22 protein-coding genes are annotated in these 26,941 nt (G+C 71.9%); 18 read left to right on the plus strand and 4 right to left on the minus strand.

Going from position 1 to position 26,941, the window contains the following annotated elements:
• Nucleotides 1-63: 63 nt before the first annotated feature.
• The 4 genes from ACFFCA_RS10255 to ACFFCA_RS10270 all read left to right on the plus strand — a co-directional run bounded on the left by ACFFCA_RS10255 (nt 64) and on the right by ACFFCA_RS10270 (nt 4,903).
• Nucleotides 64-666 carry an ATP-dependent Clp protease proteolytic subunit gene (locus tag ACFFCA_RS10255; RefSeq protein ID WP_375484484.1) on the plus strand — a complete coding sequence of 201 codons (603 nt, stop codon included), beginning with the start codon at nt 64-66 and terminating at the stop codon, nt 664-666.
• 10 nt (nt 667-676) lie between these two features.
• A complete protein-coding gene (locus ACFFCA_RS10260) occupies nt 677-1,354 on the plus strand; it encodes an ATP-dependent Clp protease proteolytic subunit (protein ID WP_375484396.1) in 678 nt (225 codons plus the stop codon).
• Between the two features lie 177 nt (nt 1,355-1,531).
• Nucleotides 1,532-2,818, plus strand: coding sequence for an ATP-dependent Clp protease ATP-binding subunit ClpX (clpX, locus tag ACFFCA_RS10265; protein WP_375484398.1), 1,287 nt, complete (start codon nt 1,532-1,534; stop codon nt 2,816-2,818).
• A gap of 153 nt (nt 2,819-2,971) precedes the next feature.
• Nucleotides 2,972-4,903 (plus strand): M3 family metallopeptidase, encoded by a 1,932-nt coding sequence (locus tag ACFFCA_RS10270; protein ID WP_375484400.1) that lies wholly within the window; start codon nt 2,972-2,974, stop codon nt 4,901-4,903.
• Here ACFFCA_RS10270 and ACFFCA_RS10275 read toward each other — a convergent pair.
• Nucleotides 4,900-5,694 (minus strand): GNAT family N-acetyltransferase, encoded by a 795-nt coding sequence (locus ACFFCA_RS10275; RefSeq protein WP_375484402.1) that lies wholly within the window; start codon nt 5,692-5,694, stop codon nt 4,900-4,902. The two genes, ACFFCA_RS10270 and ACFFCA_RS10275, sit on opposite strands and share 4 nt — an antisense overlap.
• A gap of 63 nt (nt 5,695-5,757) precedes the next feature.
• On the opposite strand from ACFFCA_RS10275, the gene ACFFCA_RS10280 reads away from it, so the two are divergent.
• The 11 genes from ACFFCA_RS10280 to rodA all read left to right on the plus strand — a co-directional run bounded on the left by ACFFCA_RS10280 (nt 5,758) and on the right by rodA (nt 17,686).
• Nucleotides 5,758-8,352, plus strand: coding sequence for a valine--tRNA ligase (locus tag ACFFCA_RS10280; protein WP_375484404.1), 2,595 nt, complete (start codon nt 5,758-5,760; stop codon nt 8,350-8,352).
• Between the two features lie 3 nt (nt 8,353-8,355).
• Nucleotides 8,356-8,817: a hypothetical protein gene (locus ACFFCA_RS10285; RefSeq protein WP_375484406.1), complete on the plus strand. Its 462-nt coding sequence runs from the start codon at nt 8,356-8,358 to the stop codon at nt 8,815-8,817.
• Nucleotides 8,818-8,844: 27 nt separating this feature from the next.
• Complete coding sequence (locus ACFFCA_RS10290; protein ID WP_375484408.1) at nt 8,845-10,227, plus strand: bifunctional folylpolyglutamate synthase/dihydrofolate synthase; 1,383 nt, start codon at nt 8,845-8,847, stop codon at nt 10,225-10,227.
• On the plus strand, nt 10,224-10,655 hold the full coding sequence (locus tag ACFFCA_RS10295) for a DUF4233 domain-containing protein (protein WP_375484410.1): 432 nt from the start codon (nt 10,224-10,226) through the stop codon (nt 10,653-10,655). The genes ACFFCA_RS10290 and ACFFCA_RS10295 overlap by 4 nt, the downstream gene beginning before the upstream one ends.
• Before the next feature lie 282 nt (nt 10,656-10,937).
• The gene (locus tag ACFFCA_RS10300; RefSeq protein WP_375484412.1) at nt 10,938-11,297 is read left to right on the plus strand and encodes a suppressor of fused domain protein; all 360 of its coding nucleotides are present in this window, start codon (nt 10,938-10,940) and stop codon (nt 11,295-11,297) included.
• Between the two features lie 25 nt (nt 11,298-11,322).
• Nucleotides 11,323-11,751, plus strand: a complete 429-nt coding sequence (gene ndk, locus ACFFCA_RS10305) for a nucleoside-diphosphate kinase (RefSeq protein WP_375484414.1) — start codon at nt 11,323-11,325, stop codon at nt 11,749-11,751.
• A gap of 185 nt (nt 11,752-11,936) precedes the next feature.
• On the plus strand, nt 11,937-12,974 hold the full coding sequence (locus ACFFCA_RS10310) for a rod shape-determining protein (RefSeq protein WP_375484416.1): 1,038 nt from the start codon (nt 11,937-11,939) through the stop codon (nt 12,972-12,974).
• Nucleotides 12,975-12,986: 12 nt separating this feature from the next.
• Nucleotides 12,987-13,841, plus strand: coding sequence for a rod shape-determining protein MreC (gene mreC, locus ACFFCA_RS10315; protein WP_375484418.1), 855 nt, complete (start codon nt 12,987-12,989; stop codon nt 13,839-13,841).
• The gene (locus tag ACFFCA_RS10320; RefSeq protein WP_375484420.1) at nt 13,838-14,365 is read left to right on the plus strand and encodes a hypothetical protein; all 528 of its coding nucleotides are present in this window, start codon (nt 13,838-13,840) and stop codon (nt 14,363-14,365) included. The genes mreC and ACFFCA_RS10320 overlap by 4 nt, the downstream gene beginning before the upstream one ends.
• Nucleotides 14,366-14,453: 88 nt before the next feature.
• Entirely contained in the window at nt 14,454-16,511 is a 2,058-nt protein-coding gene (locus ACFFCA_RS10325) for a penicillin-binding transpeptidase domain-containing protein (RefSeq protein WP_375484422.1), read from the plus strand.
• Nucleotides 16,508-17,686, plus strand: a complete 1,179-nt coding sequence (rodA, locus tag ACFFCA_RS10330) for a rod shape-determining protein RodA (RefSeq protein WP_375484424.1) — start codon at nt 16,508-16,510, stop codon at nt 17,684-17,686. The genes ACFFCA_RS10325 and rodA overlap by 4 nt, the downstream gene beginning before the upstream one ends.
• Nucleotides 17,687-17,695: 9 nt before the next feature.
• On the opposite strand, the gene ACFFCA_RS10335 is transcribed toward rodA, so the two are convergent.
• The gene (locus ACFFCA_RS10335; protein ID WP_375484426.1) at nt 17,696-18,580 is read right to left on the minus strand and encodes a DMT family transporter; all 885 of its coding nucleotides are present in this window, start codon (nt 18,578-18,580) and stop codon (nt 17,696-17,698) included.
• Nucleotides 18,581-18,664: 84 nt separating this feature from the next.
• Nucleotides 18,665-19,543, minus strand: a complete 879-nt coding sequence (locus ACFFCA_RS10340) for a hypothetical protein (protein ID WP_375484427.1) — start codon at nt 19,541-19,543, stop codon at nt 18,665-18,667.
• A gap of 150 nt (nt 19,544-19,693) precedes the next feature.
• Between ACFFCA_RS10340 and ACFFCA_RS10345 the strand changes: the two genes are divergently transcribed.
• Entirely contained in the window at nt 19,694-21,634 is a 1,941-nt protein-coding gene (locus tag ACFFCA_RS10345) for a TIGR03960 family B12-binding radical SAM protein (RefSeq protein ID WP_375484429.1), read from the plus strand.
• A gap of 65 nt (nt 21,635-21,699) precedes the next feature.
• On the opposite strand, the gene ACFFCA_RS10350 is transcribed toward ACFFCA_RS10345, so the two are convergent.
• Nucleotides 21,700-22,845 carry a cytochrome P450 gene (locus ACFFCA_RS10350; RefSeq protein WP_375484431.1) on the minus strand — a complete coding sequence of 382 codons (1,146 nt, stop codon included), beginning with the start codon at nt 22,843-22,845 and terminating at the stop codon, nt 21,700-21,702.
• Between the two features lie 46 nt (nt 22,846-22,891).
• On the opposite strand from ACFFCA_RS10350, the gene ACFFCA_RS10355 reads away from it, so the two are divergent.
• Nucleotides 22,892-23,650, plus strand: coding sequence for a TIGR03936 family radical SAM-associated protein (locus tag ACFFCA_RS10355; RefSeq protein ID WP_375484433.1), 759 nt, complete (start codon nt 22,892-22,894; stop codon nt 23,648-23,650).
• A gap of 163 nt (nt 23,651-23,813) precedes the next feature.
• Nucleotides 23,814-26,941 (plus strand): Rne/Rng family ribonuclease (locus tag ACFFCA_RS10360; RefSeq protein ID WP_375484435.1); only part of this gene is annotated, 3,128 nt, incomplete at its 3' end.

The raw sequence follows: 26,941 nt of genomic DNA on the forward strand, positions 1-26,941 counted from the left end.
GACAACACCGACATCGAAAGAAGGTTCGACGCTGTGAGTCGACTCGAACGCCACCCCGCCGAGCTGCGTTCGCCGGGCGCGGGCATGACCCTCAACGACTCGGTCTACGACCGGCTCCTGCGCGAGCGCATCATCTTCCTCGGCCAGCAGGTCGACGACCAGATCGCCAACCAGATCTGCGCGCAGCTGCTGCTGCTCTCGGCCGAGGAGCCCGAGCGCGACATCGCGCTGTACATCAACTCGCCCGGCGGCTCGGTCACGGCCGGCATGGCCATCTTCGACACCATGCAGTTCGTGGACTGCGCCGTCGCCACCTACGCCATGGGTCTGGCCGCCTCGATGGGTCAGTTCCTGCTCTCCGCCGGCACCCGCGGCAAGCGCTACGCCCTGCCGCACGCACGCATCCTCATGCACCAGCCGTCGGCGGGCATCGGCGGCACCGCGGCGGACATCGCCATCCAGGCCGAGCAGTTCAAGCTCACCAAGGTCGAGATGGCCGAGCTGACCGCCGAGCACACCGGTCAGCCCGTCGAGAAGATCCAAGAGGACGCCGACCGCGACCGCTGGTTCACTGCCCAACAGGCCCTCGAGTACGGGTTCGTCGACCACGTCGTCAGCCGCGTCGCCCAGGTGCCGGGCAACAACAGCCCGAACCCGTCGGAGTGAGAGGGAGACCATGACTGACTACCGACCCACCGGCATCTCCGCCGGTCTGCACCTGCCCCAGAACCGCGGCCCCGAGTCGCCGGTGTCCCGGTACGTGCTGCCGTCGTTCACCGAGAAGACGAACTACGGCTTCAAGGAGTCGAACCCGTACAACAAGCTGTTCGAGGAGCGCATCATCTTCCTCGGTGCGCCGATCGACGACGTCGTCGCCAACGACGTCATGGCCCAGCTGATCGTGCTCGAGTCCTCGGACCCCGACCGCGACATCCAGATCTACATCAACTCCCCGGGCGGCTCGTTCACCGCGCTGACGGCCATCTACGACACGCTGCAGTACGTCCGCCCCGAGGTGCAGACCATCTGCATGGGTCAGGCCGCCTCCGCCGCTGCCGTCCTGCTGGCCGCCGGCACCAAGGGCAAGCGTTTCGCCCTGGGCAACGCGCGCGTGCTCATCCACCAGCCCTCCGGCGAGGGCCAGGGCCAGGTGTCCGACCTGGAGATCCAGGCCAACGAGATCCAGCGCATGCGGGTCCTGCTGGAGGAGATCCTGGCGCGCCACACCGGGCAGACGGTCGAGAAGGTTCGCAAGGACATCGACCGCGACACCATTCTGACCGCTCAGCAGGCCAAGGAGTACGGGATCGTCGACGAGGTCATCACCTCGCGCAAGCTCGTCCCGGACGTCTGAGATACCGCGCGACAGGCGCGGTTTTCAGCGGACTTCCTGACCGTTTGCGGGTAGCGTGCGGGGTCTCGCCGGTCCGTCCGGCGGGACCACGCGCACGTTCTTCTCAGATTTGACCCGAGATTCGACCCCCGGCCGACCCTGTGGCCGGCCGAGGAACCCAGAGGGGACTGGTCGCCAGTGGCACCACGCGTCGGCGAGACGGGCGACCTGCTCAAGTGCTCCTTCTGCGGGAAGAGCCAGAAGCAGGTCAAGAAGCTCATCGCGGGCCCCGGGGTCTACATCTGCGACGAATGCATCGATCTCTGCAACGAGATCATCGAGGAGGAGCTCGCCGAGACCAGCGAGTTCAGCTTCGACGAGCTGCCCAAGCCGAACGAGATCTACGAGTTCCTCAACGGCTACGTGGTGGGTCAGGACCAGGCCAAGAAGACGCTGGCCGTGGCCGTCTACAACCACTACAAGCGCGTCCAGGCCGGGGGCGAGAGCAAGCCCCGCAACGCCGACTCCGCCGTCGAGCTGGCCAAGTCCAACATCCTGCTGCTGGGCCCGACCGGTTCGGGCAAGACGCTGCTCGCCCAGACGCTGGCCCGCATGTTGAACGTCCCGTTCGCCATCGCCGACGCGACCGCGCTCACCGAGGCCGGCTACGTGGGTGAAGACGTCGAGAACATCCTGCTCAAGCTGATCCAGGCCGCGGACTACGACGTCAAGCGGGCCGAGACCGGCATCATCTACATCGACGAGGTCGACAAGATCGCCCGCAAGGCGGAGAACCCGTCGATCACCCGCGACGTCTCCGGCGAGGGCGTGCAGCAGGCGCTGCTGAAGATCCTCGAGGGCACAGCTGCCTCCGTGCCCCCGCAGGGCGGCCGCAAGCACCCGCACCAGGAATTCATCCAGATCGACACCACCAACGTGTTGTTCATCGTGGGTGGTGCGTTCGCCGGGCTCGACACGCTCATCGAGAACCGGGTCGGCAAGAAGGGCCTCGGTTTCGGGGCCGAGCTGCACACCAAGTTCGACAAGGAGACCAAGGACGTCTTCGGCGACGTCATGCCCGAGGACCTGATCAAGTTCGGGCTCATCCCGGAGTTCATCGGTCGTCTCCCGGTCATCACCTCGGTGCGCCCGCTCGACCGTGACGCGCTCGTTGAGATCCTCACCGAGCCGAAGAACGCGCTGGTGCGCCAGTACGCCAAGCTGTTCGAGCTGGACAACGTCGAGCTGGAGTTCTCCGGCGACGCCCTCGAGGCCATCGCCGACCAGGCCGTCATGCGCGGTACCGGCGCGCGTGGCCTGCGGGCGATCATGGAGGAAGTGCTCCTGTCGGTGATGTACGAGGTGCCGTCCCGCGAGGACGTCGCCCGCGTCGTCATCACCCGCGAGACCGTCCTGGACCACGTCTACCCGACCCTGGTGCCGCGCGAGCCCGCCAAGCGCGAGCGCCGCGAGAAGTCCGCCTGACCTCCTGACCCGGGCTACGTGCCCGCGTGTCCTCTCTGACGCGGTGGCGGGATACGCGCCCGAGATCGAGCCACGGCGTGGGAGAGGCGTCGTGGTCGTCATGACCCGGCACCGTCGGCAAAGGGCCGAGGAACGGGTCGTAATCTCGATTCCATGAGCGATCTCCAGCCGCTGGCCCTCCCGACGGACGCATGGCCGGACTGGGTCGCCCAGCGGGTCGACGAGCAGCTCGGACGCGCGCAGGAGCTGCTCGCCCAGCTCAAGGACGGCACCCGCCGCAGCGCCGAGGAGGTGCTGCGCCTGTGGAACGACGCCGACATCGCGTTCGGCGACGCGTCGTCGGTCACCGGCGTGCTGCAGGAGGTGCACCCGCTCGCCGAGGTGCGCGACCTCGCCGAGCAGCGCGCCCAGGAGGTCAGCCGCATCCGCACCGATCGCGACCTGGACCGCGACCTGTTCGAGGTGCTGGACGCCACCGATGCCGCCGGCCTCGACGAGCAGGCCGAACGACTGCGGGACAAGATCCTGCGCGACTTCCGGCGCAGCGGCGTCGACCGGTCCGAGGACGTCCGCGACCGGCTCCGCGCGATCGCCGAACGCCTGACCGTGCTCGACCAGGACTTCGCCCGCAACATCCGTGCCGACGTCCGCACCATCAGCCTGACCCCCGACCGGCTCGGCGGGTTGCCGCAGGACTGGATCGACGCGCACCCCGCCGGCGCCGACGGGCAGGTGCTGGTCAGCACCGACTACCCGGACCTCCTGCCGTTCCGTGCGTTCGCCGCCGACGCCGAGGCCCGCCGTGAGCTGCTCACCGCGTTCCTCAACCTCGGCTGGCCGGTGAACGACGCCGTCCTGCACGAGATGCTCGACCTGCGCCACGAGCAGGCCACGCTGCTCGGCTACCCGGACTGGCCCAGCTTCGACGCCGACGTCAAGATGGTGGGCTCGTCGGAGAACATCGCCGATTTCGTCGTGAAAGTCGCTGCCGCGGCCGACGACGCCGGGCGCCGCGACCTCGACACCCTGCTGGCCCGCCGGCGCCAGGACGAGCCGGACGCCACGACCATGGACGCGACGAACGCCAGCTACTACAGCGAGCTCGTCCGCCGCGAGCACTTCGACGTGGACGCGCAGGACGTGCGCCGCTACTTCGATTTCGACCGCGTGCGCCAGGGGCTGCTCGACGTCACCGGCCGCCTGTTCGGGGTGGAGTACTACCGCGTGACCGACGCGCCGGTGTGGCACGAGGACGTCGCGGCCTACGACGTCATCGAGGGGGGCGAGCGCGTCGGACGCATCTTCCTCGACCTGCACCCCCGCGAGAACAAGTTCAAGCACGCGGCGCAGTTCGACCTGGTCACCGGCGTCACCGACCGGCAGCTGCCCGAGGGCGTGCTGGTGTGCAACTTCTCGCGCGGGCTGATGGAGCACGGCGACGTCGTCACGCTGTTCCACGAGTTCGGTCACCTCGTGCACCACGTGCTGGGCGGCCACCAACGGTGGGCGCGGTTCTCGGGCGTGGCCACCGAGTGGGACTTCGTCGAGGCGCCCTCGCAGATGCTCGAGGAATGGGCGTGGGACGCCGACATCCTGCGCACCTTCGCCAAGGACGCGGACGGCGAGCCGATCCCGCGCGAACTGGTCGACCGCATGCGGGCCGCGAAGGACTTCGGCAAGGGCCTGTTCGTGCGGACGCAGCTGTTCTACACGGCCGTGTCCTACGAGTTCCACCGCGACCGGCCGGACGACCTCACGCAACGCCTGCAGGACCTGCAGCGCCGCTACGACATGCTCAGCTACGTACCGGAGACGCACTTCCACGCCGCGTTCGGGCACCTCGCCGGGTACACGTCCGGCTACTACACCTACATGTGGTCGCTGGTGATCGCCAAAGACCTGTTCGCGCAGTTCGACCCGGCGAACCTGCTCGACCCGACCGTGGCGCACCGCTACCGCGACGAGATCCTGGTGCCCGGCGGGTCCCGCGACGCGGCGGACCTCGTCGCGACGTTCCTGGGCCGGCCCTTCAGCTTCGACGCCTTCGCCGCCTGGCTGGACCGCGCACCGGCGGCGCGCAGCTAGGGGATCGGGCCCCGCCGGGCGACGTACACGCGGTCCTCGACCGGGTGGTAGCCGAGCGTCTGGTAGATCTTGTTCGACGTCGGGTTGTCGAGATCGGTGAACAGCACCGGGATGGCGCCGTCGTCGAGGATCGACCGGGTGGCCGATGCGGTGACGCCGGAGCCGTAGCCCCGGCCGCGCTGCTCGGGCGGGGTGTACACCGGGCCGATGCGCGCGCTGCCCGAGATGACCGGGCGCCGGCACGCGATGGCCGTCGGTTCGCCCGCGGGGTCGAGCCAGAGGTGCAGTAAGCCGCCGTCCAGCGAGGTGTCGGCAACCGCGTCGGTACGGGGTATGTCGTCGCGGGCCTCGGCGGCGAACGCGGCGACGCACGCCCGGGCGAACGCACGGTGCTCGGGCCCGGCGACGACGGCGTACCCGTCGACCGCCGGCTCGGTCAGCCGGTCGAGCCGGTAGAGGCGCTGGCGCTCGACGGTGGGGTCGACCCCCAGCAGCTCGGCCAGGGGCCACACCTGATCCTCGGCGCCCGAGAGCGCGGTGAGGTCATCGAGTGCGGCGAGCAGCCCGTGCAGCTCGCCGCGGCGTTCCTCGGTCCAGGTACCGACCAGCAGGACCGGGTACAGCGCCCCGGAGCGCACCGCCAGCCGGTCGCCGTCGGTCGCGGCCCATGCCGAGCCCTCCAGCATCAGCAGCATGGTGCCGAGCACGGTGTGGCGGACTGGGTCGGCGGCGAGCAGCGGTTCGACGAGGGCACGGATCGCGGCGTGATCGGTGGTGGTGGTCAGGGGCACCCGTCGATCATGACGCGTACGGCCAGCGCAATTGCGGCTACCGAGGGTTCGTAGGATTGGCCGGTGAGCTCACCCGCCTCGTCCTCCGCCCCCGGTCTGCCGACGCACTTCGTGCCGGCCGACGTCGAGGGCCCGCTCTACGAGCGGTGGGTCGAGCGCGGCTACTTCACCGCCGATCCGTCGAGCGACAAGCCGCGGTTCTCCCTCGTCATCCCGCCGCCCAACGTCACCGGCTCGCTGCACCTCGGGCACGCGCTGGAGCAGTCGATGATGGACGCGGTGACCCGCCGGGCGCGGATGCGCGGCTTCGACACGCTGTGGCTGCCGGGCATGGACCACGCCAGCATCGCGGTGAACAACCTGGTCGAGCGCTACCTGTCCGAGACCGAGGGCAAGGGCCGCTTCGACTACTCGCGCGAGGAGTTCGTCGAGAAGGCGTGGGAGTGGAAGGCCCGCTACGGCGGGCAGATCCTCGGCCAGATGCGCCGCCTGGGCGACGGGGTCGACTGGTCGCGCGAGCGCTTCACCATGGACGATGGGCTGTCGCGCGCCGTGCAGACGATTTTCAAGCGGCTCTACGACGACGACCTCATCTACCGCGCCGAGCGGATCATCAACTGGTGCCCACGTGACCTCACCGCGCTGTCGGACATCGAGGTCGACCACGTCGAGGAGCCCGGCGAGTTGATCTCGATCCGCTACGGCGACGGCGACGCGTCCATCGTGGTGGCCACCACCCGCGCCGAGACGATGCTCGGTGACACCGCGGTGGCCGTCCACCCCGACGACGAGCGCTACCGCCACCTCGTCGGCACCGAGGTCGCCCTGCCGCTCACCGGGCGCACCATCCCGATCATCGCCGACGACCACGTCGACCCGTCTTTCGGCACCGGGGCGGTCAAGGTGACCCCGGCGCACGACCCGAACGACTTCGAGATCGGCCGCCGGCACGAGCTGCCCATGCCGACGATCATGGACGAGCGCGCGAACATCACCGCGCCCGGCCCGTTCGAGGGCCTGAACCGGCTCGAGGCGCGGACGGCGGTCGTGGCGGCGCTGCGCGAGGAGGGGCGGATCGTCGCCGAGAAGCGGCCCTACCTGCACTCGGTCGGGCACTGCTCGCGCTGCGACACGGTGGTGGAGCCGCGCCTGTCGCTGCAGTGGTGGGTGCGGGTCGAGACACTGGCCAAGGCCGCGGGTGACGCCGTGCGCGACGGCCGCGTAGTCATCGAGCCGCCGTCGCTGGCCGGGCGGTACTTCCAGTGGGTCGACGGGCTGCGCGACTGGAACATCAGCCGCCAGCTCTGGTGGGGCCACCGCATCCCGGTCTGGTACTCACCCGACGGCGACGACGTCTGCGTCGGCCCGGACGAGACGCCGCCCGCGGGCTGGACGCAGGACGAGGACGTGCTCGACACCTGGTTCTCCTCCGCGCTCTGGCCGTTCTCCACACTCGGCTGGCCCGACGACACCGAGGACCTGCGCGCCTACTACCCGACCACTCTGCTCGTCACCGGCTACGACATCCTGTTCTTCTGGGTCGTGCGGATGATGCTGTTCGGCCTCTACGCCATGGACGGCGAGCCGCCCTTCCGAACGGTGTTGCTGCACGGGCTGGTGCGCGACTCGTCGGGCAAGAAGATGTCGAAGTCCCGTGGCAACGTGATCGACCCGCTGGTGTGGATGGACACCTACGGCGCGGACGCGGTGCGGTTGTCGCTGCTGCAGGGCGCCAACCCCGGTGCCGACCAGGCCGTCAACGAGGAATGGGTGGTCGGCGCCCGGAACTTCTGCACCAAGCTGTGGAACGCGACGCGCTTCGCGATGATCAGCGGCGCCACGGTGACCGGGCCGGTGCCGGACCACGTCGAGGGGCCGGACGCCTGGATCCTGTCGCGCCTGGCCGAGGTGATCGCCGAGGTCGACGCGCTGTACGAGCGCTTCGAGTTCGCCAAGATCGCCGACGTGCTCTACCACTTCGCGTGGGACGAGGTGTGCGACTGGTACATCGAGCTGGCCAAGCTCTCGTTGTCCGGGCCCGGCGGCGACACCACACGTCGGGTGCTCGGCGAGGTCCTCGACGGGCTGCTGCGGCTGCTGCACCCGATGGTCCCGTTCGTCACCGAGGAACTGTGGACGGCGCTGACGGGTGGCGAGTCCCTGGTCGTCGCGTCCTGGCCGCAGGCCGACCCGTCGCGATCGGCACCGGACGCGACCGCGGACGTCACCCTGGTGCAGACCGTGGTGACCGAGGTGCGGCGCTTCCGCTCCGAGCAGGGCGTCAAGCCCTCGTTGCGCGTGCCGGCCGCGCTCGCCGGCGCGTCGCCAACGACCGAGCCCGCGATCCGTTCGCTGCTGCGCCTCGACGAGCCGGGCGACGGTTTCGCGGCCACGGCCTCGATCACCACCGCCGCGGGCGTGAGCGTCGACTTCGACCTGTCGGGCACCATCGATGTCGCCGCCGAGCGGGCCCGCCTCACCAAGGACCGCGCCGCCGCCGAGAAGGAGCAGGCCGTGAACGCGGGCAAGCTCGGCAACGAGGCGTTCACCGGCAAGGCGCCCGAGGCCGTCGTGGCCAAGGTCCAGGCCCGGCTCGCCGCGGCCGAGGCCGAGCTGGCCCGCATCGACGCGGCGCTGGCTGCATTACCGCCCGGCTGAGCCGTGCCGCCCTACACGGTCCAGCGCCGCGACCCGAGACGGGTGGCCGACGCCGTCATCCGCTACCAGCTCGCCCAGCCGCGACTCGCGCTGACGGTGGCGGTCGTGGCGCTCGTGGCGGTCTTCGGGGGAGCGTCCGCAGGGGTCGGCGGGGCGGTGCTCGCCGCGCTGGCCGTCGTCGTGCTGGTCTCGCTCGTCGTGCTCTACAAGCGCGGCCAGCTCGCCAAGACGCTGGGCCGGCGGGGGTTCCGGCCGGGCACGGCCCTCGACGCGACGATGGACGAGACCGGCCTCACGGTCACGACGCCGGACGGGTCCGGGCGCCATCCGTGGACCGAGATCGAGCACGTCCGGGTGATCAAGGACGTCGTGCTGTTCCGGCCCGCGGCGGCACGGTTCGTGGTGGCCCTACCCGTCGAAGCCCTGCCCGACGGGGCACTCGAACGCGTTCTCGGTCCGGCCTGACGGACGCCGTCCGTAGACTGGCGTGTTGTGGCGGTGACCGAGAAGCAGAAGTACGCGCAGGAGCTGCGCGAGGTCGAGCAGGCGATCTTCGGCCGGCGCGGCGAGGGCCACGTCAACCCCACCAACGAGCGGATGCAGGCCCTGGTCGACGTGCTCGGCGACCCGCAGCGGGCCTACCGCTCGATCCACCTGACGGGCACCAACGGCAAGACCACCACGGCCCGCATGATCGACCAGTTGCTCCGCGGCTTCGGCATCCGGACCGGTCGGTACACGAGCCCGCACCTGGAGCGGGTCACCGAGCGGATCGTCATCGACGGCGAACCGGTCAGCGACCGCACGTTCGTCGAGGCCTACCGCGAGCTCGAGCCGTACGTCGAGCTGCTCGACGCCCGCTCCGACACCCCGCTGTCGTTCTTCGAGATCGTCACCGCGCTCGCGTACTCGATCTTCGCCGACGCGCCCGTCGACGTGGCCGTCGTCGAGGTCGGCATGGGCGGCACCTGGGACAACACCAACGTCATCGACGCCGAGATCGCGGTCGTGACGCCGATCGGCATCGACCACACCCAGTATCTCGGCAACACCGTCGAGCAGATCGCGTCCGAGAAGGCCGGGATCATCAAGCCCGACTCGGTCGCGATCCTGGCCGCGCAGCCCAACGAGGCCGCGCCGGTGCTCGTGCAGCGCGCGGTCGAGGTCGACGCGACCGTCGCGCGCGAGGGCATGGAGTTCGGTGTGCTCGAGCGCGAGATCGCGGTCGGGGGCCAGCTGCTGCGCCTGCAGGGCCTCGGCGGCGTCTACGACGAGGTCTTCCTGCCGTTGTTCGGTGCGCACCAGGCGCAGAACGCGTCAGTGGCCCTGGCCGCCGTCGAGGCGTTCTTCGGCGCGGGCGGGCAGACGGGCGCCCTCGACATCGAGGTCGTCCGCGAGGCCTTCGCGCAGGTCCGTTCGCCGGGCCGTCTCGAGGCCATCCGCTCCGCGCCGACCATCCTGCTCGACGCCGCCCACAACCCGGCGGGCCTGACGGCCACGCTGGCCGCGGTGGGGGAGTCCTTCGACTTCCGCCGGCTCGTCGGCGTGCTGGCCGTGATGGCCGACAAGGACGCGACGAGCATCGTCGAGCTGCTGGAACCCGCGGTGGACGAGATCGTGGTCACCGAGGCGTCGAGCACCCGCAGCCTGCCGGCCGACGACCTGGCCGCCATCGCCGTCCCGGTGTTCGGCGCCGACCGGGTCACCGTGGAACCGCGCCTCGACGACGCCCTCGAGGCCGCGGTGCGCCTGGCCGAGGACACCCCGGACGAGATCGTGTCCGGCGCCGGCGTCCTGGTGACGGGTTCGGTGCTCGCGGTGGGCGAGGCCCGCACCCTGCTCGGCGGCCCAGCGCGCCCGGGTGACACAGCGTGACCGATCCCGACCGTGCACCCGAGACCGACGACGACCAGCCGCAGGAGCCGACGCCGGAGCAGATCGAGGCCAGGGCCCGGCGGGCCGACCGCGCCACCCGCGGAGCGCTGGCCGCCATCCTCGCCCTCGAGGCGGTGGTCGTGCTGCTCGTACCGCGCGCGATCGCGTTGACGTCGGGCCTCGGCACGACCCGCACCGTCATCCTCATCGCGCTGGCCGTCGTGCTCGTCGCGGTCGCCGGGCTGTTGCGCCGGCCGTGGGGGATCGCCGTGGGGTCGGCCATGCAGGTGCTGTTCACGGCCACCGGCGTCATGATCACCACCATGTTCGTCGTCGGCGTGATCTTCGCGGCGATCTGGTTGCGGCTGTTGATGCTGCGTCACGAGATCGTCGGCTCGCCGGGCGGCCTGCGCCTGCTCGCCGGCTGACCGGACCGCGCGGCAGGATGGGCGCGTGAGCGCAGCGCACCCCGACGAGCCGGCCGGCTGGGACGCCATCAGCAGGAAGCTGGCCGGAGTCCACGGGCCGGCGGAGCCGCTGCAGCTGTCCTACGCCGTCGCGGACGGGGCCGCCGAGGACAACCCGGCGCTGCAGGCCTGCTCGGCCTACGCCGCCCCGGGTTTCTGGCACTACGTCACCTACGGCCTCAGCGAGCTGTACTCGCCCCCGGTGAGGTGTCCGGCTGGGGCATCGAACTCACGATGCGGGTCGTGCGCGGCCGCGAGCCGTCCGCGCCGCGCTGGCCGTTCGTCGCGCTGCACACGCTGGCCGAGCACGTGCACACCTCGCGCACCCCGCTGCGTGGCGGTGACCGGATCGACCTGCACCGCCCGATCACCGGCTACCCCGAGCTGCCCGACGCCCCGCCCACCGACCAGACGATGTTCGCCGCGACCGTCGACCCCCAACTCGGCATGCTGCGCGGACCGAACGGCCGGGTGACCTTCCTGCAGGTGGTCGGTGCCACGCCGGCCGAGAAGGCGCGCATGATCGCGACGTCGACCGAGGCCGTGCTCGCGGAGTTCGCGCGGTTCAACCGCCTGCTGGTCATCGACCCCCGCCGGGCCTGACCCCGACGCTCGCTAGGCTCGGCGCGTGAGCGTCGAACGCACCCTTGTCCTCGTCAAGCCCGACGGCGTGCGCCGCGGCCTGTCCGGCGAGGTGATCCGGCGCATCGAGGCCAAGGGCTACGTCCTGGTCGCGCTCCGGATGCGGGACGCCACGCCCGAGCTGCTCGCCGAGCACTACGCGGAGCACGTCGGCAAGCCCTTCTACGACCCGCTCGTCGAGTTCATGCTCTCCGGCCCCGTGGTGGCCATGGTCGTCGAGGGCGAGCGCGTCATCGAGGGCTTCCGTTCGCTGGCCGGCGCCACCGACCCCACCACCGCCGCCCCCGGCACGATCCGCGGCGACCTCGGTCGGGACTGGGGTCTGAAGGTCCAGCAGAACCTGGTGCACGGATCGGACGCGCCGGCGTCGGCCGAGCGCGAGATCGGGCTGTGGTTCCCGCCGTCAACGGGCTGAGAGCCTTCGTCACATCAGTAACACACGACTCGTCCGTATCCGCGAGTCGCAGCGGGGGATGACCCCGGCACAACCCTACGATCGCTGCAGACCGTCCGTGTTCGGTGGACGGCTGCTGCTGCGACGAAGGGCTTGGGCCGGCCGTGACGTACACCCCGATCGCGAGGCGCGCGATGGTCTCGCGTGTGTCGCAACGCGGCGGTGACCTCCTCGGCGGCGACCTCGCGATCGACCTCGGCACGGCGAACACCCTCGTCTACGCACGCGGCCGCGGCATCATGCTCAACGAGCCGTCGGTCGTCGCCGTCGACGTGACGACCAACTCGGTGGTCGCGGTCGGCGCCGAGGCCAAGCGCATGATCGGCCGCACGCCCGACCACATCCGCGCCGTGCGGCCGCTGCAGGACGGCGTCATCGCCGACTACGACGTCACCTCGGAGATGCTGCGCTACTTCGTGCGCAAGGTGCTGCGCCGGCGCGGTGCGCTCACCGGCCCGCGCATCGTGGTGTGTGTGCCGTCGGGCATCACCAGCGTCGAGCAGCGCGCCGTCAGCGAGGCGGCGTACGCAGCCGGCGCCCGCAAGGTGCACACCATCTCCGAGCCCATGGCCGCGGCGATCGGCGCCGGGCTGCCGGTCAACCAGCCGTCGGGCTCGATGGTCGTCGACATCGGCGGCGGCACCACCGAGGTCGCGATCCTCGCGCTCGGCGGCATCGTCGCCTCGACCAGCGTGCGAGTGGCCGGAGACGCGCTCGACACCGCGATCAGCGACTTCGTCCGGGCGGAGTTCTCGCTGCTCGTCGGCGAGCGGACGGCCGAGGAACTCAAGATCAGCGTGGGGTCGGCGTTCCCGACGTCCGGCCCGAAGACCGCGGAGATCCGCGGCCGCGAGGTCAGCACCGGCCTGCCGCGCAACATCGCCATCTCCGCCGACGAGCTGCGCAAGGCGATGGACCCGCCGATCGCCCGCATCGTCGCTGCCGTCCGCACCACCCTCGACCGCTGCCCGCCGGAGCTCGCCGGCGACCTGTTCTCGGGCGGCATCGTGCTGACCGGCGGTGGCGCGCTGCTGCGGGGCATGGACGCGCGGCTGCAGCACGAACTCGGCGTGCCCGTCCAGGTCGCCGAACGGCCCCTCGACTCCGTGGTCCTCGGCACCGCGACCGTGGTCGAGCACTTCGACCAGCTGCATCGCGTCGTCGTCGACGGCCACCGACGCTGACCCGGGCCGCTCGTGCGTCAGCTGACTCGGCGGCAACGGACGTCGGCCCTGGTCCTGGCCGTCGTTGCGCTCTGCTTCATCACCCTCGATCTCGGCGGCGGCAGCCTGCGTGAGGCGCACAGCGGCGTGCGCGGCAGCCTGGGCTCGCTCTACCGCGGCACCGACGCCGTGCTCGGGCCCGCCCGGCAGTGGCTGACCGGGCTGCCCACGGCAGGGTCGAACCAGAGCAGGATCGACACGCTGCAGCACCGGAACACCGAGCTGCAGGCCCGCCTGAACGCGCAGGCCTCCGACCGGCGTACCAGCAGCCAGCTCGCCGCCCTCCAGCGCGCGGCCGACGGCACGGACCACACGGTCCTGCCCGCCCGGGTGGTCGCCTTCGGGCCGGGACAGGGCTTCGACTGGACGGTGACCGTCGACGTGGGCACGGCCGACGGTGCGCGCGACGGGCAGACCGTCACCGACGGCGCCGGGCTCGTCGGCCGCGTGCTGCACGCCGACGGCCACAGCGCGGTCGTCCTGCTCGCTGCCGACCCGGGGTCCGGGGTCGGCGTCCGCGACACCCGCACCGGCGAGATCGGCGTGGCCACCGGCAATCGCGACGACGGGTTGGTCTTCCAGCCCCTCGACCCGGACGCCACCGTCCGGACGGGCGACCGGCTGATCACCGGTCCGGGTGGTTCCAGCAGCTACGTCGCCGGGCTGTCCGTGGGCACGGTGACCGCCGTGCACGCGTCCTCCGACGGTGCGACCCGGGCCACCGTTCGGCCCACCTCCTCGCCGACCGCCGTCGACCTCGTCGGCGTCATCACCGAGGCCCGTTCCGCGGTGGCCGGCCGCAACGCCCTGACCCCGAGCGGCCGATGACCCGCGCGCGGGTCGCGGCGGCCGCGGCGGCGGTCATCACGGCGCTGCTGCTGCAGGCGGCGCTCGTCGGGCCCGTCGTCTCGCCGTACGCGGTCAGCCTGCCGCTGGTGCTGGTCGCGTGCGTCGGCCTGGTGGACGGCCCGGCCACCGGCCTGGGCTTCGGGTTCGCGACAGGCCTGGTCGCCGACCTCGGTTCGGCCCACCCGGCCGGCGTATTCGCCCTGGTCTGGATGGGTGTCGGCCTGCTGTGCGGGCTCGTCGCCGACCGGCACAGCCTGCGCCGGGACGCCGTCACGGCCGGCGTGCTGAGCGGCATCGGCAGCAGCGTCGCCACGCTTGTCCTGGCGCTGGTCATCAGCCGTGCCGGGGTCATGGACGCGGTCCGCGACCTCCTGCCGTCGATGCTCGGCGACGTCGTGCTGGCGTTCGCGCTGCTCGCCCTCGTCCGCCGGCTGCTGCACACCGACTCGCTGCGCAAGCCCGCCCCCGTCTACATCGAGCTGACCGGCGTCGGCCGTGGCTGACACGCTGGTGCGGCCGGGGCCGGCGACCCCGGGCTCGCCACCGCCGCGCCCCCGCACCAGGCCACGCCGGCCCCCGACCCCGCGCCGGTTGGGTATCGTCGTCGCGCTCGTGGTCTCGCTGATGCTGACGCTGTTCGCCCGGCTCTACTACGTGCAGCTGCTCGACCCGAACAAGCCGACGCAGACGGCGCACGCGGTGCACGACGGGGCGATCGTGCTGCCGGCGCCGCGCGGGCTGATCGTCGACGCGCAGGGCCGGGTGCTCGTGGCGAACACCACCGTGCAGACGGTCACCGTGACGCGGGACATCCTGCAGCGTCGTCCGGACCACGGTGCCGCCGTCCTCGCGCGCCTGGCCACCCTGCTCGGCACGAAGGCGTCGCTGCTGGCCAAGCAGATCACGCCCTGCTCGCCCAAGGTGACGGCACCGTGCTCGACCGGCCAGCCGTACGCGCCGGTCACCGTGGCGAGCAAGGTGCCGACGAAGGTGGTGCTCGCGATCAGCGAGCACCGCGAGCAGTTCCCCGGCGTCTCGGTCGACACCGTCAGCCTGCCGACCTATCCCGGCGGCTCCCTGGCCGCCCAGGTACTCGGTTACACCAGCGACGTCACCGCGGCCGACGTCAAGGCCAACCGGGACCTGAACGACGCCGACACCATCGGCGCCGGTGGTCTCGAGCAGCAGTACGACTCGGTGCTGCGGGGCACCGACGGCACCCAATACGTGCAGCTGAACCCGCAGGGCATCACGGTCGGCAGCGGCAAGAAAGTCGCCGCGCAGCAGGGCGACACCCTGGTCACGAGCATCGACGCGCACCTGCAGGCCCTCGCCGAGAGCTCGTTGGCCCGCCAGATCCGCGACTCGCGCAAAGCCGGCAACGCGGCACCGTCGGGCTCGGTCGTGATCATGGACCCCAACACCGGACGCATCCTGGCCTCGGCCAGCTACCCGACCTACGACCCCTCGGTCTTCGTGGGCGGCATCTCGGCCCAGGACTACCGCACGCTGACCAGTGACGCCTCGGGCACGCCGCTGATCAACCGGGCCACCGCGGGGGAGTACGCGCCGGGCTCGACGTTCAAACTCATCACGTCGTCCTCGCTGGTCACCCACCACGAGATCTCGTTGGGCCAGACCTACGGCTGCCCCGGGTCGCTCACCATCGACGGTCGGGTGAAGACGAACTACGACAGCGAGGTGCTCGGCAACATCACGCTGCGCGACGCGCTCGGCTACTCGTGCGACACGTTCTTCTACCGGCCGACCGCGAACGAGTACTACGCCGACCAGGCCCGCCTCGCCGAGGGCAAGCCCGTGCACGAGTACCTGCAGCGGATGGCCGCGCAGTTCGGCGTCGGTCGCAGCCCCGGCGTGGATCTGCCGGCCGGCGAGCAGTCCACCGGCAGCTACGCGGACCGCGAGACCCGGCTCAAGCGCTGGAAGGCCAACCGGGCCACGTACTGCGCCAACGCCAAACGCGGCTACCCCGACGTGAAGAACCCGACCGACCGGGCCTACCTGACCCTGCTCGCCTCGGAGAACTGCACCGACGGCTGGCGCTACCGCGCAGGCGACAACGCCGACATGTCGATCGGCCAGGGCGAGACCACGATGTCGCCGCTGCAGCTCGCGATGGCCTACTCGGCCCTGCTCAACGGCGGCAAGATCTACGAGCCGACCTTCGGCTGGGGCGTGGTGGGCGCGAACGGCAAGGTGGTCAAGACGATCACGCCGAAGGTGCGCAACACCGTCCCCGTCAGCCAGAAGACCTTCAACTACATCGCCAACTCGCTGTCGTTCAGCCGCGGGTGGGCGGTGTCCGGCGCCTTCGCCTACATGCACTCCCCGTACCAGAACAAGCTCGGCGGCAAGACCGGCACGGCCGAGGTATTCGGCAAGCAGGACTCGTCGTGGCTGGTCAGCTGGGGGCCCACGTACAAGGACAGGTCCGGCAACGTCCGCGCGCACTACGTCATGGCCGGCATCATCGAACAGGCCGGCACCGGCGCGACCGCCGCCGGCCCGATGGAGAAGCGCATCTGGGACGGCATCTTCGGGGTCGGGCAGGCACCGGTGATCCCCGGCATTACCCCCGAGACGACGCTGCCCAGCATCACGCCGCAGAGCGCGGTGACCCACAAATGACGCTGGCCGCCCGCGACCCGCGCGCCCCGTTCACGCTGACGCCGATGGCGCTGCCGCTGGACAAGCGCGCCCGCGGCTACGACATCCCGCTGGCCGTCATCACGCTGGCCCTGGCCCTGATCGGCAGCGTGCTGGTGTGGGCGGCCACCCGCAACGCCCAGCAGGCGGTCGGCGGCAACCCGCAGGCGTTCTTCTACCGGCACCTGATCAACATCGTGGTGGCCGCCGCCCTGTTCCTCGCCGCGTCGCGCGTCGACGCCCGGCTGTTGCGACTCGTGGGGCCGATCGTCTACCTGGCCAGCCTCGGCGGCCTGCTGCTGGTGATGGTCGCGGGCACCACCATCAACGGTGCGCACGCCTGGATCAGGCTGGGCAGCACCGTCGAGATCCAACCCGCCGAGTTCATGAAGCTGGGACTGGTCGTCGGGATGGCCGTGCTGTTCGTCCAGCGCGCCGAGCAGCGCGAGGACGAGGGGCCGCCGACCACCCGGGACGTCCTGCTCGCACTCGGGCTCATCGCGGTGCCGTTCGCGCTGATCATGCTGCAGCCCGACCTGGGTTCGGCGATGGTGCTCGCGTGCGCCGCCTTCGGCGTGCTGATCACCGCCGACGTCCCGGCCCGGTGGACCATCGGGCTCATCGTGGTCGGCGTGCTGGTCGCGGTCATCGCCGTCAGGGCCGGGGTGCTCGCCGAGTACCAGCTGGCCCGCTTCAAGGCGTTCGCCGACCCGAGCCACGACATCAAGGGGGACGGTTACAACGTCACCCAGGCGCACATCGCCATCGCGAACGGCGGCCTGTTCGGCAAGGGCCTGTTCCACGGGCCGCAGACCAACGGCGGGTACGTGCCGGAGCAGCAGACCGACTTCGTGTTCTCGGTGGCCGGCGAGGAGTTCGGTCTCGTCGGTGCCGGCACGCTCATCGCGCTCTTCGGACTGCTGTGCTGGCGTGCGCTGCGCATCGCGCGGGACAGCGACGCCGTCGGACGGCTGGTGGCCACCGGCATCGTGTGCTGGTTCGCTTTCCAGATCTTCCAGAACATCGGCATGAACCTGGGGCTGACACCGGTCACCGGCGTCCCGCTGCCGTTCGTCTCCTACGGCGGGTCGTCGATGTTCGCGCAGGCCCTCGCGGTCGGGCTGCTGCAGGCCGTGCACCGGCGCAGCGTGGCCTGAGCCTGTCCGTCAGCCGTCGGTGGGTGCGGTGGCGGCCCGTCCGGTGAGGGTCGCGCCGACGCTGGCGAGGACGACGAGGACGAGCGCGACGACCAGCACGAGCGTCAGCCCCTGGCCGAGCACCACGACCCCGGCCAGGGCGGCCACCGCCGGCTCGAGGCTCATGAGCAGCCCGAAGACGGCGGTACCGAGCCGGCGCAGCGCGACGAGCTCCAGCGTGTAGGGCACGAGGGAGGACAGGACGGCGACGCCGAAACAGGCGGCGAGCACGCCGGGTGACAGCAGCGCCGAGCCGCCCTCGACGAGGCCGGCCGGGAGGACCAGCAGCGTGCCGAAGGACAGCCCGATGGCCAGCGCCTCGGTCGCGCCGAAGCTCGTGCCCACCCGCTTGGCGAGCAGGATGTAGGCCGCCCAGCACGATGCGGCCACCAGGGCCAGCAGCACACCGATCAGCTGCACGCCGGCATGCTCGCCGCGGACGGCGAGCAGCACCACGCCGCCGCCGGCCAGGGCCACCCAGAGCACGTCGAGCAGCCGCCGCGAGCCCGCGACCGCGACCGCGAGCGGTCCGGTGAACTCGATGGTCACGGCGACGCCGAGCGGCAGGTGGTTGAGCGCCTCGTAGAAGGACCAGTTCATGCCGGCGAGGGTCAGCCCGTAGGCGATCACGGTGCGCACCTCGGTGCGCGAGCGGCCGCGCAGCGACGGCCGGGCGAGCACGAGCAGCACCACGGCGGCGAACAGCACCCGCAGGAACGCGACGCCGCCCGGCCCGGCATGACCGAAGATGCGGTCGGCGAACGCCGACCCGAGCTGCACCGAGGTGACCGCGCCGAGCACGAGCACCTGCGGCGGTACCGCAGTGGCACGCTCGCGGGTGAGCCGGGTGGTCACCAGCGCGATCCTCCTCCACCGGGTTGTCCGCGCGTCGACGCGCTCCACCCGGTCCGGGCGCGGACCACTCGCGAGAGGTGGGCGTCAGGCCCAGGGCCGACGCATGCGCTGCGCGCTGAACCGGCGCCGCTGGTGGTTCGTCATCTGGGCCCACAGCTGCTCCTGCGCGGGCCGGGGCAGGGCGTTGACGTGCTCGACCTGTTGCTGCGGCGTCAGCGCGTCCCAGGTGGGCAGCAGGCCCGAGCCGGGCGGTTGCAGGATGCCGTGCTTGTCCCCGAGCCGCCCATAGGGGTCGAAGTAGGGGCTGGGTACCTCGCCGGGCGCGGCCGCGTGCGGTGTCGGGCCGGACGGCGGGCCGTACTGCGGGGGTGAGTAGCCCGGCTGCGGCCCGTAACCCTGTTGGCCAGGGGGCGGGTAGCCCTGCGGGCCGGGCGGCGCCTGTCCCTGCGGGCCGGGCGGCGGGTAGCCGGGGCCGTGACCCGGTTGCGGGTAGGCGGGCGGCGGGTAGCCGCCGCCCTGGGGGTAGCCGTGCGGAGGCGGTCCCTGCTGCGGGTAGGCGGGCTGCGGGCGGTAGGGCGGCGGCGGCGCGGGATACCCGGGTGGCGGCCCGTACCCGGGCGGCGGGTAGCCGGGCTGCGGTCCGTACCCGGGTGGCGGCTGGGCGGGATAGGCAGGCGGAGCGGCGGGGTGACCCGCGCCGCCGGGTTGCGCGGCGGCGCCCGGGCCGGAGTACACGGGATTGATCTCGGTGGCGGCGATGAGCTCGGGCTCCGCCTCGACGTCGCGCTCCGGGTCGGGTGACCCGGCAGGTTCGGCGACGGCTGCCGACGGGCCTGGCATGAACGGTGGCCGCCACGTGGCCTCGTCCGGCGCGGGCCCGGCGGCCCCGGTCCCGGTCACGCGTTTCGCGGCCGCGATGACCTCGGCCGCGCTGGTCGAGCCGTCGTCCGGCAGGCCTGCCACCCAGGCGGCGAACCCTTCGGGTGACGTCGGTGACGGAGCCGCGAGTTCCGGCGCGGCGGGCGGGCCCGAACTGTGTTCGACCGTCAGATCCCCGTCCACTTCGTCCTCTCCGGCCCGTTGCGCGGGCACACGCCCGTACACTGGGCTCCCATGCCCGTCGACTCGATCTTTCCCCTCCTGGAACCCGTGCTACCTCTGGTCAGCAAGCCGATCCAGTACGTCGGCGGCGAGCTCAACGCTCGCAGCAAGGAATGGGACGCCGTCGACGTCCATTGGGCACTCATGTACCCCGACGCCTACGAGGTCGGCGTGCCGAACCAGGGCGTCCAGATCCTGTACGAGGTCCTGAACGAGCGCGACGACGCCCTGGCCGAACGCACCTACGCGGTGTGGCCGGATCTCGAGGCGCTGCTGCGCGAGCGGGGCATCAGCCAGTTCACCGTCGACAACCACCGCCCGGTCGGTGCGTTCGACCTGCTCGGGGTCTCGTTCTCGACCGAGCTGGGTTACACCAACCTGCTGACGGCGCTCGACCTCGCCGGCATTCCGCTGCATGCCGCCGACCGCGACGAGACGTACCCGGTCGTGGTGGCCGGCGGCCACGCCGCGTTCAATCCCGAACCCGTTGCCGACTTCATCGACGTCGCGGTGCTCGGCGACGGCGAGCAGGCCGTCGGCGCGATCACCGAGATCGTCAAGACCTGGAAGCAGCAGGGTCGTCCCGGCGGTCGCGACGAGTTGCTGCTGCGCCTCGCGGCCACCGGCGGCAACTACGTCCCGCGCTTCTACGACGTGAGCTACCTGCCGGACGGGCGCCTCGCCCCCATCACGCCGAACCGCGACGGCGTGCCTGAGCGGGTCACGAAGCACACCGTCATGGACCTCGACGCGTGGCCCTACCCGAAGACGCCGCTCGTGCCGATGGCTGAGTCCGTGCACGAGCGCATGTCGGTCGAGATCTTCCGCGGCTGCACCCGCGGCTGCCGGTTCTGCCAGGCCGGCATGATCACCCGGCCGGTGCGCGAGCGCAGCATCGACGGCATCGGCGAGATGGTCGCCCGCGGGCTCGCCGCCACCGGGTTCGAGGAGGTCGGGCTGCTGTCACTGTCCAGCGCCGACCACTCCGAGATCGCGCCGCTGACCAAGCAGCTCGCCGACCGTTACGCCGAGGAAAAGGTCGGGCTGTCGTTGCCGTCGACCCGCGTCGACGCGTTCAACATCGACCTCGCCAACGAGATCAGTCGCAACGGCCGCCGCTCGGGGTTGACCTTTGCCCCCGAGGGCGGCAGCGAACGACTGCGCCGCGTCATCAACAAGATGGTCAGCAAGGACGACCTGATCAACACGGTCAGCACCGCGTACGGCAACGGCTGGCGCCAGGTGAAGTTGTACTTCATGTGCGGCCTGCCCACCGAGACCGACGAGGACGTCCTCGAGATCGCCGAGATGGCGCACGACGTCATCCGCGCCGGGCGGGAGGCCGCGGGGCACAAGGACATCCGCTGCACCGTCTCGATCGGCGGCTTCGTGCCCAAGCCGCACACGCCGTTCCAGTGGGCCGCGCAGGCCTCGCCGGAGGTCGTGGACGCGCGCCTGGCCAAGCTCCGCGCGGCGATCAACTCGAGCAAGCTGGGCCGCAACGTCGGCATGCGCTACCACGACGGCGAGCCGTCGATGGTCGAGGGACTGCTCTCGCGCGGTGACCGCCGGGTCGGCGCCGTCATCGAGCAGGTGTGGCGCGACGGCGGCCGCTTCGACGGCTGGTCGGAGCACTTCTCCTACGCCCGCTGGGTGGCCGCGGCCGACACCGCGCTGGCCGGCACCGGCGTCGATCTCGCCTGGTACACGACCCGCGAGCGCGACGGTGACGAGGTGCTGCCCTGGGACCACCTCGACTCGGGGCTGGACAAGCAGTGGCTCTGGGACGACTGGCAGGACGCGCTGGGCGAGTTCGAGCAGGACGACTGCCGCTGGACGCCGTGCTTCGACTGCGGCGTCTGCTCCAACCTCGGCACCGACATCCAGATCGGACCCACCGGCCGCTCGCTGCTTCCGTTGGCCGGCAAGCCCGTGCTGGCCCCGAAGGTCTGAGCCGCACCCCACCTCGTTGATTCACTGCGCGTCGCGGTCGGCCGCCGACCACGAGACGCAGTCGATCACGACGGCGGGCCGGGTTGCCCGATCTCCCACCGGGCCACCAGCGACGCGGGCTTGCGGAAGATCAGCCCGGTCGCCGGGGTCGCCGACTCCAGCTCCAGGTCGGGCAGACCGAGCACGGCCGCGATCGCGGCGCTCGTCTCGAGGCGAGCGAGGTCCATCGCGATGCACACGTGCGGCCCGCGGGCGAAGGACAGCTGCGACCGCACGTTCGGCCGGCCCAGCCGGAAACGGTCGGGGTCGTCGAAGACCGACGGGTCGCGGTTGGCGCCGGTGATGGACACGCGGACGAGGTCCCCGCGCCGCACGGTCACCCCACCCAGCTCGGTGTCGGCGGTCGCGTAGCGGTCGACAACCGCGGCGGCGGGCTCGAGCCGCAACGACTCCTCCACTGCCGCGCCGATCAGCCGCTCGTCCGCGCGGAGCCGGCCGAGCACGTCCGGGTGGGTGAGCAGGTGCAGGGCCAGGTTGGTGATCATCCCTTCGGTGGTCTCGATGCCGCCGAACATCATGACCGCGGCGTTGGCGATGACGTCCGGTTCGGGGAGGTCGGCCCGGGCCGCAGCGAGGACGGAGCCACGGCCGAGGCCCAGCGCGATGTGGTCGGCCAGGTTGGCCATGGCCGTGGCGGCCGCACGGTCCGGTTCGATGCCCGCGCTCAGCGACGTCACGCCGGCCACGATGGCGCCGTACCACGCCAGGACGGTGGCGGCGTCGACGGCGTGCAGGCCCAGCACCTCGGCGATGACGGCCACCGACATCGGGCCGGCCAGCTCGCTGCGGAGCTCCGCCCGGCCCGCCGGACGGATCCGCTCGACGAGTCCGGCGGCCACACCCCGCACCGAGGCGCCGAAGGCCTGCTGCACCCGCGCCGGGCGGAAGGGGGCGACGAAGGGCGTGCGGTGGCGCCGATGCTCGGCCCCGTCGACGGACAGCATGCTGGCCCCCACGACCTGTGCGGTGCTGAACCGCGGGTCGTCGACCGTGAACGACGCAGGAGCACGCATGACCGTGCTGGCCTGGTCGTAGCCGGTGACCAGCCAGCCGCCGACGGCCGGCACCCAGGTCACCGGCCCGTCGGCCCGCAGCCGGGCCAGGGCCGCCGGAGCGTCGGGTCCGGCCAGTTCCTCGATGCTGACGGGCACCGGCTCGAGTATGGCCCGGTGCGCGCCGCCTGGCATGCTGGGCCCGATGGCACGCCGAACCCCCGAAGGCCCCCCGCCACCGCCGACGGTGCAGCGGCTGCGTGTCCGCTACGCCAAGCGCGGCCGGCTGCGGTTCTCGTCGCACCGCGACTTCGCTCGGGCCTTCGAACGCGCGCTGCGCCGCGCCGAGATCCCGATGGCGTACTCGGCGGGATTCTCGCCGCACCCCAAGATCAGCTACGTCGGCGCGTCCCCCACCGGCGTCGCGAGCGAGGCCGAGTACCTCGAGATCGGGCTGGCCGCCGAGCGCGACCCGGCCGCCGTGCGCGCGGCGCTGGACGCGGTCCTGCCGGACGGGCTCGACATCGACGAGGTCGTGACGGCCGGCCCTGGTTCGCTGGCGGAGCGCATGCACGCCTCGCGCTGGCGGATCGAGCTGCCCGGGGTGACCCTCGAGGACGCCCGGAGCGCCGTCGACGCGTTCCTGGCTGCGGAGCACCTGCCCGTCGAGCGGATGACCAAATCGGGCCGACGGGAGGTCGACGTCCGCACCCCGGTGTTGTCCATGATCGTCGTGCCGCACACGACCGATGACCCCGGGCGTGCGATACTGGTCACGGTCGTACGGCAGGTGACCCCTACCGTTCGCCCCGACGATGTCGTAGTCGCATTGCGCGACGTCGCCGGTCTCGCCCCGGCCGGACCTCCTGTATCGGTCCGCCTGGCGCAGGGACCGCTCGACGACGCCCATGACATCGGTGACCCCCTGGCCACCGATCGTGACCCGACCGCGACCTCGCCGTAGTTCCACCGCACGCACCACCCACCGGGCCGCGGGAGCGACCCGACGCAGACTTTGCGAGCAGCGCCGGCCGACGTGCCGCCGCTACCTCGCCACAACCGCCTCTGTGCGGTCGCGTACCGCGAGAGCGGACGCGCCCGGAGGCCGAATTGGAGCAGACGAGCACATGCTCGACACCGACAGCCCGAACAGCACCGACACCCCGAACACTCCGGACAGCAGCGGCGCGGAGCCCACCCCGGCCCCGGCGGCACGTACCCCCCGCAAGCGGGCGCCCCGCAAGGCGACGGCCGCCGCCGGCCCGCCGGCCCCGGACACGACTCCGGCCGACACGGCCCCGGCCGACACGGCCCTGACCGACACGGCCCCGACCGACACGGCTCTGGACGCGGCCACCCCGAGGCCCGCCCGCAAACGAGCGCCCCGCAAGACCGCTGCCAAGGCGGCCGCCGCCGCCCCGGCGGTCGAGCCGAACGAGGGCGACGGCGAGACACCCGCCACCTCCGCCGAGCCCAGCGGCGCCCCGGCCAAGAAGACCGCCCGACGAAGCCGCGCCAAGGCTGCACCTGCCGTCGAGGCCGAGACCGACGCCGCGCCGACCGAGCCGGCGGACAGCACTCCGACAGACACCGAGTCGACCGACACCGCGCCGGCGGCCGGCACCGAGGCCGACGGCATGGCCGCCAAGGCCCCGGCCAAGAAGGCCACCCGCAAGCGCGCCGCCAAGAAGACCGCCGCCGCCGCCGTGGCCGACGAGGCCGCCGCTGCCTCCGACACCCACGCTGCCTCCGACACCCACGCTGCCTCCGACACTCCCGCTGCCTCCGCCGACGCGGAGCAGGCCGCCGGGACGCAGGACACGCCCGGCGCCCCCAGCGTGGTGTTCGTGGCACCGAGCGCCGGTGCCCCGACCGCCCGACGACGCCGCCCGGCGAAGAAGACGGCCGCCGCCGAGGACGCCGTCGCCCCCGAGGACGCGACCCGCACGGACGCGACCCGCACGGACGTGACCCTCACCGACGCGGTCTCCGACGACACGACCGGTGACGTGACCACGTCCGAGCCCGGCCCGGTGACGGACGCCGACGAGATCGAGCCCGACCCCGACGACGTCCGCGAGGCCGCGATCGAGCAGGCCAACGGCGCCCGCCGCCGCCGACGCCGCGGGCGTCGCGGACGCGGTGGCGCGGCGAACCGGACCGACGAAACCGGCGACGACACCGAGGACGAGGCCGATGACACGGCCGACGATGCCGAGACGCCGGACGCCGACAGCACCGCTGAGGACGCCGACGGCGGGGACGACGCAGCAGAGTCCTCGACGGGCTCCCGCCGACGCCGTCGCCGGCGCCGGTCCACCTCGGGCGGCGACGCGGACGCCGACGGCTCGGACGACCCGCCGAACACCGTCGTGCACGTGCGCGAGAAGAAGGCCAAGGCCGACAGCGACGACGGTGTCCGGGGCATCAAGGGTTCGACCCGGCTCGAGGCGAAGCGTCAGCGCCGCCGCGACGGCCGCGACACCACCCGCCGTCGCGCGCCGATCCTCACCGAGGCCGAGTTCCTCGCCCGCCGGGAGGCCGTCGACCGCGTCATGGCCGTGCGGCAGAACGGCGACCGCACGCAGATCGCGGTCCTCGAGGACGACATCCTGGTCGAGCACTACGTGACCCGGGCCAGCGCGACCTCCTACGTGGGCAACGTCTACCTCGGTCGCGTCCAGAACGTGCTGCCGAGCATGGAGGCCGCGTTCATCGACATCGGCAAGGGCCGCAACGGCGTGCTCTACGCCGGTGAGGTGAACTGGGACGCCGCCGGCCTCGACGGCAAGTCGCGCACCATCGAGCACGCCCTGAAGTCCGGCGACTCCGTGCTCGTGCAGGTCACCAAGGACCCGATCGGGCACAAGGGCGCCCGCCTCACCAGTCAGGTGTCGCTGCCCGGCCGCTTCGTGGTCTACGTGCCCGGCGGCGGCATGACCGGCATCAGCCGTCGGCTGCCGGACGCCGAGCGGCACCGGTTGAAGTCGATCCTCAAGAAGATCGTCCCGGACGAGGCCGGCGTCATCGTGCGCACTGCCGCCGAGGGCGCGTCGGAGGAGGACCTCACCCACGACGTCGAGCGGCTGCAGGCGCAGTGGGAGCAGATCCAGGCCAAGGCCGAGCAGAAGAAGTCGGCGCCGGTCCTGCTCCACGGCGAGCCGGACCTCGCGATCCGCGTCGTCCGCGACGTCTTCAACGAGGACTTCAAGCAGCTCGTCGTGCAGGGCGGCGAGGCGTGGGACACCGTCTCGGACTATGTCAGCGGTGTGGCACCGGACCTCGCCGAGCGCGTGTCCAAGCACGTCGGCAACACCGACCTCTTCCACGAGCTGCGGGTCGACGAGCAGCTGATGAAGGCGCTCGACCGCAAGGTCTGGTTGCCGTCCGGCGGCTCGCTGGTCATCGACCGCACCGAGGCCATGACCGTTATCGACGTCAACACCGGCAAGTTCGTCGGTTCGGGCGGCAACCTCGAGCAGACGGTCACCCGCAACAACCTGGAGGCTGCCGAGGAGATCGTGCGCCAACTGCGCCTGCGCGACGTCGGCGGCATCGTGGTGATCGACTTCATCGACATGGTGCTTGAGTCGAACCGCGAGCTGGTGCTGCGCCGGCTCACCGAGTGCCTCGGGCGCGACCGCACGAAGCACCAGGTCGCCGAGGTGACGTCGCTCGGGCTCGTGCAGATGACACGCAAGCGGGTCGGCGAGGGCTTGCTCGAGGCGTTCAGCGAGCCGTGCGAGCACTGCCACGGCCGGGGCGTGATCATCCAGCAGGAGCCGGTCGACCAGAAGGGTGGTTCGTCCGACGAGGGCGACGACCGTTCTTCGGGTCGGGGCAAGCGTCGTCGTGGCGGTAAGGGCTCGAACGGGGGCGGCGGCGAGTCCGTCGAGCCGGTCGAGCCCCCCATGACCGACGAGCAGCGCCAGGCCGCCAACGCCGCGATCGCCGCGATCCACCGGGCCGCTGCGGCCGAGAAGGCGGAGGCCGAGGCCGCCGCGGCCGGCGAGGGCGGCGTGCTCGCCACTCTGGCCACCGACCTCGTGGCCGCGGCCCGGCAGGCCGAGGCTCCCACCGGGGCGCCGGACGCCACCGAGACGGACGCCCCGGTCGCGGGTCCGTCCGGGTCCGAGGCGCAGGCCCCCGAGGCGCAGGCCTCGGAGGCGAACGGGACGCAGGCCCCCGAGGCGAACGAGGCGCAGGCCCCCGAGGCGAACGAGGCGCAGGCCCCCGAGGCGAACGAGGCGCAGGC

Source organism: uncultured Jatrophihabitans sp., assembly GCF_964252635.1.
In the GTDB taxonomy this organism is placed as follows: domain Bacteria; phylum Actinomycetota; class Actinomycetes; order Mycobacteriales; family Jatrophihabitantaceae; genus Jatrophihabitans.

What these genes read in the sequence shown, in the direction of transcription:
- ACFFCA_RS10270 (WP_375484400.1), top strand. Translation starts at nt 2,972, where the DNA reads ATGAGCGATCTCCAGCCGCTGGCCCTCCCGACGGACGCATGGCCGGAC.
- ACFFCA_RS10345 (WP_375484429.1), top strand. Translation starts at nt 19,694, where the DNA reads ATGCCCGTCGACTCGATCTTTCCCCTCCTGGAACCCGTGCTACCTCTG.
- rodA (WP_375484424.1), top strand. Translation starts at nt 16,508, where the DNA reads ATGACGCTGGCCGCCCGCGACCCGCGCGCCCCGTTCACGCTGACGCCG.
- ACFFCA_RS10320 (WP_375484420.1), top strand. Translation starts at nt 13,838, where the DNA reads ATGACCCGCGCGCGGGTCGCGGCGGCCGCGGCGGCGGTCATCACGGCG.
- ACFFCA_RS10260 (WP_375484396.1), top strand. Translation starts at nt 677, where the DNA reads ATGACTGACTACCGACCCACCGGCATCTCCGCCGGTCTGCACCTGCCC.
- ACFFCA_RS10355 (WP_375484433.1), top strand. Translation starts at nt 22,892, where the DNA reads ATGGCACGCCGAACCCCCGAAGGCCCCCCGCCACCGCCGACGGTGCAG.